Here is a 12,187-nt window from a genome sequence, read left to right on the forward strand (position 1 = left end):
GGCAGCCGTGCTGCCAACTCCCTCAGAACGCCTCTTCACTCATCTGCGCGCAAGTCATGTCGCGCTCACGCACGACTTTGAGCCAGGCGCCGATCTTCGGCAGTTCGTAGCCGAAGAAGTAGCGCATGGCGGCCATGCGGCCAGCGTTGGCGGGGGCGGTCAGGCCCGGGTCTTTGTCCAGCACGGCCAGGGACACGTCCAGCCAGGTCCAGGCCAGTACCGTGTGGCCGAAGGCCTGCATGTAGGGCACGGCATTGGCCAGGGCCTGTTGCGGGTCGTCGGTGGCCCATGCGGCCTTGGTGGTGGCGCCGACTTCCTGCAGCGCCTTGGCCAGTTCATTGGCATGGCCGGCCAGTTCGGGCCGGGCCATGGCGCGCTGGATGGTGTCGTTGATGCGCGTGGCCAGCAGTTGCAGGCCCTTGCCGCCTTCCATGAGCACCTTGCGGCCCAGCAGGTCCATGGCCTGGATGCCGTGCGTGCCTTCGTGGATCATGTTCAGGCGGTTGTCGCGCCAGTATTGCTCCACGGGAAAGTCGCGCGTATAGCCGTAGCCGCCGTGGATCTGGATGGCCAGGGAGTTGGCCTCCAGGCAGAACTCGCTGGGCCAGCTCTTGGAGATGGGGGTCAGCACTTCCAGCAGCAGCCGGGCCTCGGCCACGGATTCGGGCGTGCCGGTGTGCTGCTCATCGACCAGGCGCGCGCAGAACAGGTTCAGCGCCAGCGCGCCTTCGCAATAGGACTTCTGCGCCAGCAGCATGCGCTTGACGTCGGCGTGCTCGATGATGCGCGACTGGGGCCGCGTGGCATCCTTGCCGGCTGCACCCGGCGCCCCCTTGATCGGCCGGCCCTGCGGGCGGTTCTGCGCGTAGTCCAGGCTGGCGTGGTAGCCCGCCATGCCCAGCATGGTGGCGGCCATGCCGATGGAGATGCGGGCCTCGTTCATCATGTGGAACATGCATTTGAGGCCCTCGCCGGGCTTGCCGACCAGGTAGCCCACGGCCCCGGCGCCGCCGCGCACGGGAAAGCGCCCTTCCCCGAAGTTCAGCAGCGTGTTGGTGGTGCCGCGCCAGCCCAGCTTGTGGTTGAGGCCGGCCAGGGCCACGTCGTTGCGCTCGCCGGTCAGCTGGCCTTCGGTGTCCACGAGCTTCTTGGGCACGATGAACAGCGAGATGCCCTTGACGCCGGGCACGGGCTTGCCGTCCGGCCCCGGGATCTTGGCCAGCACGAGGTGGACGATGTTCTCCGTCAGCTCATGATCGCCCGCGCTGATCCACATCTTGTTGCCCTTGAGGCGGTAGCGCGGGCCCAGCGCATCGCTCTCGAAGTCGGCGCCATCGGGCTCGGCACGGGTGGCGATATCGCTCAGCGAGGAGCCGGCCTGGGGCTCCGACAGGCACATGGTGCCGGCCCAGCGGCCGTTGAATTCGTTGGCGGCGAAGACCTGTTTTTGCATGTCCGTGCCGTGGGCCATGATGGCGTTGGCATTGCCCGAGGTCAGCATGTTGGAGCCGATGCTGATGGAGGCCGCCGCGAAGAAGCTGTTGGCGGCCGCCTCCACGGTATAGGGCAGCTGCATGCCGCCGATGTCGTAGTCCTGGGAGGCGCTGAGCATGCCCGAGTCGGCATAGGCCTGGCGCGCATCGTGGGTGCACCGGGGCAGGATGACTTTCTCGCCATCGAACTGCGGCTCCTGCGTGTCCACGGTGCGGTTGAAGGGGGCGTATTTCTCGCGGGCGATGCGCTCGCAGGTGTCGAGCACGGCATCGAAGGTGTCGCGCGAATGGTCGGCAAAGCGCTCGCGCTCGCCCAGCGCATCGGCGCGCAGCCATTCATAGAGCAGGAAATCGATGGTGGAACGCAGGCGCATGGTGGGGTCCGGAATCAAAAAAGAAGCCGCAGGCGCCGCCAGAGGGAGCGCGTGCGGCCAACAGGAGTAACGGGAACAGGCGGTGGCGGCCGCAGCCGCCACCTGTACTTACAGCACTTCGAACACGCCGGCGGCACCCATGCCGCCGCCGATGCACATGGTCACGCAGACACGCTTGGCACCGCGGCGCTTGCCTTCGATCAGGGCGTGGCCCGTCAGGCGCTGACCCGACACGCCATAGGGATGGCCCAGGGCAATGGCGCCGCCGTTGACATTGAGGCGATCGTTGGGGATGCCCAGCTTGTCCCGGCAGTACAGCACCTGCACGGCAAAGGCTTCATTGAGCTCCCACAGGTCGATGTCCTGCACCGTCAGGCCCAGCTTCTTGAGCACCTTGGGCACCGCGAAGACGGGGCCGATGCCCATTTCGTCGGGCTCGCAGCCGGCCACGGCAAAGCCCAGGAAGCGGCCGATGGGCTTGAGGTTGTTGCGCGATGCATAGTCCTCGCTCACCACCACGCAGGCGCCTGCGCCGTCGGAGAACTGGCTGGCATTGCCGGCCGAGATCACACCGCCGGGCAGCGCGGGGCGGATGCCCGAGATGCCTTCCTTGGTCGTGCCCTCGCGCACGCCCTCGTCCTTGCTGCAGGTCACTTCCTTGGTGATCAGGCCGCGCACCTTGTCGGCCACGCCCATGGTCACGGTGATGGGGGCGATCTCGGCATCCAGCAGGCCGGCCGCCTGGGCCGCGCAGGCCTTTTGCTGGCTGGCGGCGCCGTATTCGTCCATGGCGTCACGGCCGATGCCGTAGCGCTTGGCGACCTGTTCGGCGGTCTGCAGCATGCTCCAGTAGATCTCGGGCTTTTGCTTGGCCAGGGCCAGGTCCTGGATCATGTGCAGGTTCATTTCCTGCTGCACGCAGGAGATGGATTCCACGCCGCCGGCCACGTAGACATCGCCCTCGCCCGCGATGATGCGCTGCGATGCGGTGGCAATGGTCTGCAGGCCCGAGGAGCAGAAGCGGTTGATGGTCATGCCCGATGCGGTGATGGGCAGGCCGGCCTTGAGCGCGATCTGGCGCGCGATGTTCATGCCGGTGGCGCCTTCGGGGTTGGCGCAGCCCATGATCACGTCATCGACGGCGGCGGGGTCAACGCCTGCGCGCTGCACGGCGTGCTGCACGGCATGGCCGCCCAGCGTGGCGCCATGGGTCATGTTGAAGGCACCCTTCCAGCTCTTGGCCAGGGGGGTGCGGGCGGTGGAAACGATCACGGCGGATGTCATGGATATTCCTTGTATGGCGGGTTTGCGGTGGTTCGCAAAAAGTTCGTGCGCCGCACGTCTCAGCTGAATTGCTTGCCTTCGGCCGCCAGCTTTGCCAGCAGCGGGGCCGGCTGCCAGAAATCGGCGTCGTCGTTGGGGTTCCTGGCGAAGCGGTTCATGGCCTGGACCACGTTGAACAGACCGACCTCGCCCGCATAGTGCATGGGGCCGCCGCGCCAGATGGGAAAGCCGTAGCCGGTCAGGTAGACCATGTCGATATCGCCCGACTTGCCGGCGATGCCGTCTTCCAGGATGTGGGCGCCTTCGTTGACCAAGGCGAAGACCAGGCGCTGGACGATTTCCTCATCGGAGATCTTGCGCGGGGTGATGCCCAGCTCCTTGCGATGCGACTCGATCATCTGGTTGACCAGCTCGGACGGGATGGCGTCGCGCTTGCCCGCCTGGTAGTCGTACCAGCCCGCACCGGTCTTCTGGCCGAAGCGGCCCAGCTCGCACAGCTTGTCGGCCGTGCGGCTGTACTTCATGTCGGCGCGCTCGACAGCGCGGCGCTTGCGGATGGCCCAGCCGATGTCGTTGCCGGCCAGGTCGCCCATGCGGAACGGGCCCATGGCGAAGCCGAACTTCTCGATGGCCTTGTCCACCTGGGCGGGCGTGGCGCCTTCGTCCAGCAGGAATCCGGCCTGGCGCGAGTACTGCTCAATCATGCGGTTGCCGATGAAGCCGTCGCACACGCCAGAGACCACGGCGGTCTTCTTGATCTTCTTGGCCAGCTTCATCACGGTGGCCAGCACGTCCTTGGCGGTATGCTTGCCGCGCACCACTTCCAGCAGCTTCATCACGTTGGCGGGGCTGAAGAAGTGCATGCCCACCACGTCCTGCGGGCGCTTGGTGAAGGCGGCGATCTTGTCCACGTCCAGCGTGGAGGTGTTGGAGGCCAGGATGGCGCCGGGCTTGGCCACTTCGTCCAGCTGCTTGAACACGGTTTCCTTGACGCCCAGTTCCTCGAATACCGCCTCGATGATGAGATCGGCATTCTTGAGCGCGTCATACGACAGCGTGGTGCTCAGCAGGGCCATGCGCTGGTCGTACTTTTCCTGGGTGAGCTTGCCCTTCTTGACCTGGGCTTCGTAGTTCTTGCGGATGGTGGCCACGCCACGGTCCAGCGCTTCCTGCTTGGTCTCCAGGATGGTCACGGGGATGCCCGCGTTCAGGAAGTTCATGGAGATGCCGCCGCCCATGGTGCCCGCACCGATGACGCCCACGGTCTTGATCTCGCGCACTGGCGTGTCCGAGGGCACGTCGGCGATCTTGGAGGCCGCGCGCTCGGCCATGAACAGGTGGCGCAGTGCGCGCGACTCGGGCGACCACATCAGTTGCATGAAGGCTTCGCGCTCCAGAGCCATGCCTTCGTCGAACTTCTTGCGCGCGGCGTTCTCCACCGTGTCCACGCAGCGGGCCGGGGCCGGGTAGTTCTTGGCCATGCCCTTGACCATGTTGCGTGCGAACTGGAAGTAGGCATCGCCCTGGGGATGCTTGCAAGGCAGGTCGCGCACGCGCGGCAGCTGGGCACCCGCCGCGTGCTTGTCGGCCACTTCCAACGCAAAGGCCTTGGCCTCGTCCAGCAGGGACTCGGGCGAGGCGGCCATCTTGTCGAACAGCTTCTGGCCGGGGATGGAGGCCAGCAGCTCGCTCTTGACGGGTTCGCCGCTGACGATCATGTTCAGCGCGGTCTCCACGCCCAGCACGCGCGGCAGGCGCTGCGTGCCGCCTGCACCGGGCAGCAGGCCCAGCTTGACTTCAGGCAGGGCCACCAGGGTGCCGGGAGCGGCCACGCGGTAGTTGCAGCCCAGCGCCAGCTCCAGCCCGCCGCCCATGCAGACGGTATGGATGGCGGCCACCACGGGCTTGCTGCCCTGGTCCAGGGAGTTGATCAGCGAGACCAGGTGCGGCTCGCGATACGCCTCTTCCTTGCCGAACTCGTTGATATCGGCACCGCCCGAAAAAGCCTTGCCGGCGCCCGTGATGACGATGGCCTTGACGGCTGGGTCGGCGTACGCTTTGTCCAGCCCCTCGACGATGCCCCGCCGCGTGGATAGTCCCAGGCCGTTGACCGGCGGATTGTTCAAGGTGATGACGGCGATGGCACCGTCCACTTTGTATTCAGCAGTCATGCTGTTGTCCCCTATGCGATAGAAAAAGAACGATCGTGCGATTTTGATTGTAAAAAAAACGCGGGCCGGCGCCACTGCGGTTTGTCCCAAGCGGGACAAGCGCCGTGGCCCGGGCCGCCTGCAGGGCAGCATGCCCAGCCTTGTACGGCATCAGACCTCCAGCCACTCCTTGCGCACCTTCTGGTCGGCGCGCAGCCCGTCGGGCGTGCCGTCGAAGACGATGCGCCCATGACCCATGACCAGGGCCCGGTCCGAGATGCTCATGGCAATGGTGAGCTTTTGCTCGATCAGCAGCACGGACACGCCGCGCTGCTTGATCTTTTGCAGGTACTCGCCCACCAGCTCGACGATCTTGGGAGCCAGGCCCTCGGTGGGCTCGTCGATGATGATCAGGTCCGGGTCGCCCATCAGCGTGCGGCACAAGGTCAGCATCTGCTGCTCGCCGCCCGACATCACGCCGGCCTCGGTGTGCTGGCGCTCCTTCAGGCGCGGGAACATGGCGTACATGTCGTCGAAGCCCCAGCGGCTGTCCCGGCCCTTTCCCTTCTGTCCCAGCAGCAGGTTCTGGTGCACGGTGAGATTGGGGAACACGTCGCGGCTCTCGGGCACGTAGCCCAGGCCCAGGTGAGCGATCTCGTAGGCCTTTCTGCCAGTCAGGCTCTGGCCCTTCCACTCCAGCGCGCCCTCCCAGTGCACCAGTCCCATGATGGCCTTGGCCGTGGTGGAGCGGCCCGAGCCATTGCGCCCCAGCAGCGCGACGATCTCGCCGGGCTGTACGGAAAATTCCACGCCATGCAGCACATGGCTTTTGCCGTAGTAGGCATGCAGGTTGTTGATGTTCAGCATCCGCGCTCCCTCAATGTGCACCAGCTTGTTGATCCGCCACGGACGAGCCCAGATAGGCCTCCTGCACGCGTGGATTGGCACGCACGGCCTCGGGCGTGTCGTAGGCGATGACTTCGCCGTAGACCACGACGGCGATCTTGTCGGCCAGGCCGAAGACCACGCCCATGTCGTGCTCCACGGTCAGCAGCGTCTTGCCTTCGGTGACCTTCTTGATCAGCTGGATGAAGTGGGCCGTCTCGCTGTTGCTCATGCCGGCCGTGGGTTCGTCCAGCAGGATGACGCCGGCGCCGCCGCCGATGGTGATGCCGATCTCCAGCGCGCGCTGTTCGGCATAGGTCAGGTTCACCGCCAGCGTGTCGCGCTTTCTGTGCAGGCCGATCATCTCCATCAGCTCATCGGCGCGGGCGTTGGCATCGCGCAGCTTGGACAGGAAGCGCCAGCAGCTGTAGCGGTAGCCCAGGCTCCACAGCACGCTGCAGCGCAGGTTCTCGAACACGCTGAGCTTGGGAAAGATGTTGGTGATCTGGAAACTGCGCGACAGCCCCATGCGGTTGATTTCATAGGGTTTCTTGCCGTCGATGCGCTGGCCGTTGAGCAGCACCTGGCCGCTGGTGGGCTCGAAGCGGCCGCTGATCAGGTTGAACAGCGTGCTCTTGCCCGCGCCGTTGGGGCCGATGATGGCCACGCGCTCGCCGGGCTTCACGGCCAGTTGGGCGCCGCGGATGATCTCGGCCTTGCCGAAGCGCTTGTACAGGTCGCGCAGCTCCAGCGCGTAGGTGGCCTCGCCGGTCGCGGCAGCGGCGGCAGTGCCTGGTCGTTCGATTGCAATGCTGGACATGGTTCAGCCCTCCCCGCGCTTGATGGCTTCTTCGATCTCTTCCTGGATACGCTCCCAGCGCCGCAGGCACCAGCGCCGGGCCACTTCCAGCAGGCCCAGGCCCACGACGAAGACGGCAACGGCCAGAGTCCAGGTGGAGGCCGAGCTGGTATCGAGCTGCACGCCCATGAACGAGACCTGGGAACCCAGGGCCGCGTTGAGCTGCAGGTGGTAGATCATCTCGACGATGGCGGCGCCGCCCACGATCATGACCAGGGCGCTGGCGGCGATGGCCAGGTAGGGCTGGGCCAGCCGGCGCCATTTGCCGAACCGCGCCACGCGCAGGTTCATCATGATCAGGCTGGCAACGCCACCGGGCGCATACATGACCATCAGCAGGAACACCAGGCCCAGGTACAGCAGCCAGGCCTTGGTCAGCTCCGACAGCAGCACCGAGGCCAGCACCAGCAGCACGGCGCCGATGATGGGTCCGAAGAAGAAGGTGGCACCGCCCAGGAAGGTGAACAGCAGGTACGAGCCCGAGCGCATGACGCTCACGCTGTCCATGGCCGTGATGATCTCGAAGTTGATGGCCGCAAGCCCCCCGCCCACGCCCGCGAAGAAGCCCGCGATGATGAAGGCGAAGTAGCGCACGCGCTGCGTGTTGTAGCCCACGAACTCCACGCGCTCGGGGTTGTCGCGCACGGCGTTGAGCATGCGCCCCAGCGGCGTGCCCGTGAAGGCGAACATGGCGGCCGTGCAGACGAAGCAGTAGGCGGCGATCAGGTAGTACACCTCCATGCCCGAGCCGAAGGTCAGCCCGAAGAAGGGCTTGCCGTAGACGCGGTCGGTGGTGATGCCGCCCTCGCCCCCGAAGAACTCGGGGAACATCAGCGCCATGGACGCCACCAGCTCGCCGATGCCCATGGTGATCATGGCGAAGGTGGTGCCCGACTTCTTGGTGGTCACATAGCCCAGCAGGGCCGCGAAGAACATGCCGCCCAGGCCGCCGATGACGGGAATCAGCACCAGCGGAATGCCCCAGTCGCCGGAGCTGGCCCGGTTCATCGCATGGATGGCGATGAACGAGCCCAGCCCCGTGTAGACCGCATGGCCGAAGCTCAGCATGCCGCCCTGCCCCAGCAGGATGTTGTAGGACAGGCAGATGATGATGAGATAGCCGATCTGGCTGAGCATGGTCAGCGCCAGGCTGCTGGTGAACACCAGCGGCGCGACGATCAGCGCCAGGGCGAAGGCGCCCCAGATCAGGATGCGGCCGATGTTGAGCGGCTGGAAGCTGTAGTGGCGCCCCGCGCCCGCAGCCCCTGAAGCGCCCGAAGCGCCTTTTGCGGCAGTGGATGTCATGGTCGTTTTGGTGATCGAGGACATGGTGTCAATCTCCCCGCGTGCCCAGGAGGCCCTTGGGCCGGAAGATGAGGATCAGCACCAGGAACAGGTAGGGCAGGATGGGCGCGACCTGGGAAATGGTGAGCTTGAGCAGCGGCCAGCCGAAGGTCTGCTCGCCGACCGGGCTGCCCAGCGAGGTCAGCAGGCTGGCCAGCGACCAGTCGATGGCCACGGCAAAGGTCTGCACGACGCCGATCAGCAGCGAGGCCACGAAGGCCCCCGCCAGCGAGCCCATGCCGCCGACCACCACCACCACGAAGATGATGGAGCCGACCGACATGGCCATGGCCGGCTCGGTCACATACGTGTTGCCGCCGATCACGCCGGCCAGCCCCGCCAGCGCGCAGCCGCCGCCGAACACCATCATGAACACGCGCGGCACGTTGTGGCCCAGCGCCTCCACCATCTCGGGGTTCTTGAGCGCGGCCTGGATGACCAGGCCGATGCGCGTGCGCGTCAGCAGCAGCCAGACGGCCACCAGCATCAGCATTGCCACCAGCATCACGAAGGAGCGCGAGCGCGGGAACTGCGTGCCGTACAGCGTGAACAGCGGGCCCTGCAGCGCGGGCGGCAGGCCGTAGGGCACGGTGCCCCGGCCCCAGACCAGCTGCACCACCTCGAGGATGAGGTAGGACAGGCCGAAGGTCACGAGCAGTTCTGGCACATGGCCGTACTTGTGCACGCGGCGCAGGCTGTAGCGCTCGAACATGGCGCCCAGCACGCCCACCAGCAGGGGCGCGACGAACAGCGCGCCCCAGAAGCCGATGATGCCGCTGAGCGTGTATCCGAAGTACGCGCCCAGCATGTAGAAGCTGGTGTGGGCGAAGTTGAGCACGCCCATCATGCTGAAGATCAGCGTCAGCCCCGAGCTGAGCATGAACAGCAGCAGTCCATAGCTCACGCCGTTGAGCAGCGATATGGTGAAGAACTCAAGCGTCATCGAAAGGCCTTGGTTTCGGTGCGTTGGGGACAGGAGGCGGTGCGTGCCGGTCTCAGGACGGGCGCTTCATCTGGCAGGACGTGGGCGTGCTGGCCACGTAGGGCTCGTAGTACTTCACCGGGGCGAAGGTGTAGCCCGTGTTCTCGGCGTCATAGGGGTTCTTGCCGCCGGCCTTTTCCCAGCGCGTGATGTACAGGCCCTGCTGCAGTTGGTGGTCGGTCTTGCGCATCTCCACTTCGCCGTTGAAGCTCTTGAGCTTCATGCCCTCCAGCGCGGCGGCCACCTTGACGGGGTCAGTGCCGCCGGTCTTGGCAAAGGCCGCATCCAGCAGCGCGAACACGTGGTAGATCGAGCTTTGCGTGAGGTCGTCGTTCATCTTCTTCTTGAACTCGGCCATCAGCGGCTGGATGGGCCCCCCCATGTTGTAGTGGCCGTAGCCCACGGTGTAGACCTTGCCGTCGGAGGCCGCGCCCATGGCCGTGGGCGAGCCCGAGCCGAAGGCGTAGTAGGTGTAGAACTTGACGTTGTTCAGGCCCGCGTCGTTGGCCGCCTTGAGCAGCAGCGACAGGTCCGATCCCCAGTTGCCCGTGATCACCGTGTCGGCGCCCGATTGCTTGATCTTGGCGATGTAGGGCGCGAAGTCGCGCACCTGGGCCAGCGGCGCGAAGTCATCGCCCACCACCTGCACGTCGGGCCGCTTGGCCTTGAGCATTTCCTTGGCGTACTTGGAGACCTGCTGGCCGTGCGAGTAGTTCTGGTTGATCAGGTAGACCTTCTTGACCTCCGGCACGTCCTTCATATAGGTCGTCAGCGCTTCCATCTTCATGGAGGTGTCCGCATCCAGGCGGAAGTGCCAGTAGCTGCACTTGCTGTTGGTCAGGTCCGGGTCCACGGCCGCGTAGTTGAGGTAGACGACTTCCTTGCCCTTGTTGCGCGCGTTGTGCTTTTCCAGCGCATCCATGATGGCCAGGGCCGGGCCCGAGCCGTTGCCCTGCACCACGTAGCGTGCGCCCTGGTCCATGGCCGAGCGCAGCACGGCCGTGGTCTCCTGCGGGCTGAGCTTGTTGTCCAGCGGGATGATCTCGAACTTCACGCCCGAGGCATTTTTCTTGTTGAACTCCTCGGCCATCAGCTGGAAGGTCTTGAGCTGGTTCGTGCCCACGGCGGCCATCAGGCCCGACAGCGGGTCGATCCAGCCGATCTTCACCGTCTCGCCCTTTTGCGCCCAGGCGCCCGAGGCACAGGCCAGCATGGCCGAGGCGGCCACCGAATGCACGATCCACTTCATTTTTCTGTCTCCTTTTTCCGGTTGATTCGGATATCTGTATTGGCGCCAGACTAACGCCTGAATGACAATTTCCCTTCGGGGAATGCCTTAGAAACTATCGCGCATGCGACTTCGCCGCAGTCCGGGACACATTGGCGACAGATCGTCATCGATCAGCCCATGAACCCGTGTTTTGACCGATTTCAGGCAAAAGAAAGGGGCGCCTCGCGCCCCTTGCGAAGTCAGCCTGCCTGCCTGGGCGTCATGAAGGACGCTTCATCTGGCATGAGGTGGGGGTACTGGCCACATAGGGCTCGTAATATTTCACGGGCACAAAGGTGTAGCCGGTGTTCTCCGAGTCCATCGGGTACTTGCCGCCGGCCTTTTCCCAGCGCGAGATGAACAGGCCCTGCTGCAGCTGGTGGTCGGTCTTGCGCATCTCGACTTCGCCGTTGAGGCTGTTGAACTTCATGCCCTCCATGGTGGCCGCCACCTTGGCCGGGTCCGTGGTCTTGGCGCGCAGGAAGGCCTGGTCCAGCATGGTCAGGCCCGAGTACAGCGAGCCCGTGTACATGTCGTCGTTGAACTTGGCCTTGTAGCCCTTGGTGATGCGGTCCAGCGGGCCGGGCAGGTTCAGGTGGCCGTAGCCCACCATGTAGACCTTGTCGGCGGCGGCCGCGCCCATGGCCGTGGGCGCGCCCGTGGCAATGGCGTAGTAGGTATAGAACTTGACGTTATTCAGGCCCGCGTCGCTGGCGGCCTTGATCAGCAGCGCCAGATCCGAGCCCCAGTTGCCCGTGATCACCGAGTCGGCGCCCGATTGCTTGATCTTGGCGATGTAGGGCGCGAAGTCGCGCACCTGGGCCAGCGGCGAGAAGTCGTCGCCCACGATCTCCACATCGGGGCGCTTGCGCTTGAGCATCTCCTTGGCGTACTTGGAGACCTGCTGGCCATGCGAGTAGTTCTGGTTGATCAGGTAGACCTTCTTGACCTCGGGCACGTCCTTCATGTACGTGGTCAGGGCCTCCATCTTCATGGAGGTGTCCGCATCCAGGCGGAAGTGCCAGTAGCTGCACTTGCTGTTGGTCAGGTCCGGGTCCACCGCCGCATAGTTCAGGTAGACGACTTCCTTGCCCTTGTTGCGCGCGTTGTGCTTTTCCAGTGCGTCCATGATGGCCAGAGCCGGGCCCGAGCCATTGCCCTGGAAGACGTAGCGCACGCCCTGGTCCATGGCCGAGCGCAGGGCCGCCGTGGTTTCCTGCGGGCTGAGCTTGTTGTCGATGCCGATGATCTCGAACTTCACGCCCGAGGCCGTGCCCTTGTTGAGCTCCTCGGCGATGTACTGCAGGCTCTTGAGCTGGTTGGAACCCAGCGCGGCCATGAGGCCGGACAGCGGGTCGATCCACGCAACCTTCACCGTCTCGCCCTTCTGGGCCATGGCGCCCGTGGCGCAAGCCAGGGCCAGGGATGCCGTCAATGCCTTGATCGCAAACTTCATGAAGCGTCTCCTCTTGTGGTGGTTTCTGGGCGAGGCTCAGGGTAATGGTCCCCTTGCCCCGCACCGATCGGTGATTGCCCCTAGCGGCTA

Annotated in this window: 9 protein-coding genes; all 9 read right to left on the reverse strand. The window is 65.1% G+C overall.

Annotation, left to right across the window (positions count from 1 at the left end; all coding sequences use genetic code 11):
• Positions 1 to 22: 22 nt before the first annotated feature.
• The gene (locus U6958_RS19805) at positions 23 to 1,867 is read right to left on the reverse strand and encodes an acyl-CoA dehydrogenase (RefSeq protein WP_016452906.1); all 1,845 of its coding nucleotides are present in this window, start codon (positions 1,865 to 1,867) and stop codon (positions 23 to 25) included.
• A gap of 108 nt (positions 1,868 to 1,975) precedes the next feature.
• Complete coding sequence (locus U6958_RS19810; RefSeq protein ID WP_016446755.1) at positions 1,976 to 3,151, reverse strand: acetyl-CoA C-acyltransferase; 1,176 nt, start codon at positions 3,149 to 3,151, stop codon at positions 1,976 to 1,978.
• A 59-nt stretch (positions 3,152 to 3,210) separates the two neighbouring features.
• Positions 3,211 to 5,322, reverse strand: a complete 2,112-nt coding sequence (locus U6958_RS19815; protein ID WP_074922820.1) for a 3-hydroxyacyl-CoA dehydrogenase NAD-binding domain-containing protein — start codon at positions 5,320 to 5,322, stop codon at positions 3,211 to 3,213.
• 150 nt (positions 5,323 to 5,472) lie between these two features.
• Entirely contained in the window at positions 5,473 to 6,168 is a 696-nt protein-coding gene (locus U6958_RS19820; protein ID WP_016446753.1) for an ABC transporter ATP-binding protein, read from the reverse strand.
• A 10-nt stretch (positions 6,169 to 6,178) separates the two neighbouring features.
• Complete coding sequence (locus U6958_RS19825) at positions 6,179 to 7,006, reverse strand: ABC transporter ATP-binding protein (protein ID WP_013802770.1); 828 nt, start codon at positions 7,004 to 7,006, stop codon at positions 6,179 to 6,181.
• 3 nt (positions 7,007 to 7,009) lie between these two features.
• On the reverse strand, positions 7,010 to 8,374 hold the full coding sequence (locus U6958_RS19830; RefSeq protein WP_016446752.1) for a branched-chain amino acid ABC transporter permease: 1,365 nt from the start codon (positions 8,372 to 8,374) through the stop codon (positions 7,010 to 7,012).
• A 4-nt stretch (positions 8,375 to 8,378) separates the two neighbouring features.
• The gene (locus U6958_RS19835) at positions 8,379 to 9,332 is read right to left on the reverse strand and encodes a branched-chain amino acid ABC transporter permease (RefSeq protein WP_016452908.1); all 954 of its coding nucleotides are present in this window, start codon (positions 9,330 to 9,332) and stop codon (positions 8,379 to 8,381) included.
• Positions 9,333 to 9,384: 52 nt separating this feature from the next.
• Entirely contained in the window at positions 9,385 to 10,620 is a 1,236-nt protein-coding gene (locus U6958_RS19840) for a branched-chain amino acid ABC transporter substrate-binding protein (protein ID WP_074922819.1), read from the reverse strand.
• Positions 10,621 to 10,861: 241 nt separating this feature from the next.
• Positions 10,862 to 12,097 (reverse strand): branched-chain amino acid ABC transporter substrate-binding protein, encoded by a 1,236-nt coding sequence (locus U6958_RS19845; protein ID WP_016452910.1) that lies wholly within the window; start codon positions 12,095 to 12,097, stop codon positions 10,862 to 10,864.
• Positions 12,098 to 12,187: the final 90 nt, after the last annotated feature.

It is taken from the genome of Delftia lacustris, assembly GCF_040267515.1.
GTDB lineage: Bacteria > Pseudomonadota > Gammaproteobacteria > Burkholderiales > Burkholderiaceae_C > Comamonas > Comamonas tsuruhatensis.

What these genes read in the sequence shown, in the direction of transcription:
- U6958_RS19810 (WP_016446755.1), bottom strand. Translation starts at nt 3,151, where the DNA reads ATGACATCCGCCGTGATCGTTTCCACCGCCCGCACCCCCCTGGCCAAG.
- U6958_RS19820 (WP_016446753.1), bottom strand. Translation starts at nt 6,168, where the DNA reads ATGCTGAACATCAACAACCTGCATGCCTACTACGGCAAAAGCCATGTG.
- U6958_RS19845 (WP_016452910.1), bottom strand. Translation starts at nt 12,097, where the DNA reads ATGAAGTTTGCGATCAAGGCATTGACGGCATCCCTGGCCCTGGCTTGC.
- U6958_RS19825 (WP_013802770.1), bottom strand. Translation starts at nt 7,006, where the DNA reads ATGTCCAGCATTGCAATCGAACGACCAGGCACTGCCGCCGCTGCCGCG.
- U6958_RS19835 (WP_016452908.1), bottom strand. Translation starts at nt 9,332, where the DNA reads ATGACGCTTGAGTTCTTCACCATATCGCTGCTCAACGGCGTGAGCTAT.
- U6958_RS19830 (WP_016446752.1), bottom strand. Translation starts at nt 8,374, where the DNA reads ATGTCCTCGATCACCAAAACGACCATGACATCCACTGCCGCAAAAGGC.
- U6958_RS19840 (WP_074922819.1), bottom strand. Translation starts at nt 10,620, where the DNA reads ATGAAGTGGATCGTGCATTCGGTGGCCGCCTCGGCCATGCTGGCCTGT.
- U6958_RS19805 (WP_016452906.1), bottom strand. Translation starts at nt 1,867, where the DNA reads ATGCGCCTGCGTTCCACCATCGATTTCCTGCTCTATGAATGGCTGCGC.
- U6958_RS19815 (WP_074922820.1), bottom strand. Translation starts at nt 5,322, where the DNA reads ATGACTGCTGAATACAAAGTGGACGGTGCCATCGCCGTCATCACCTTG.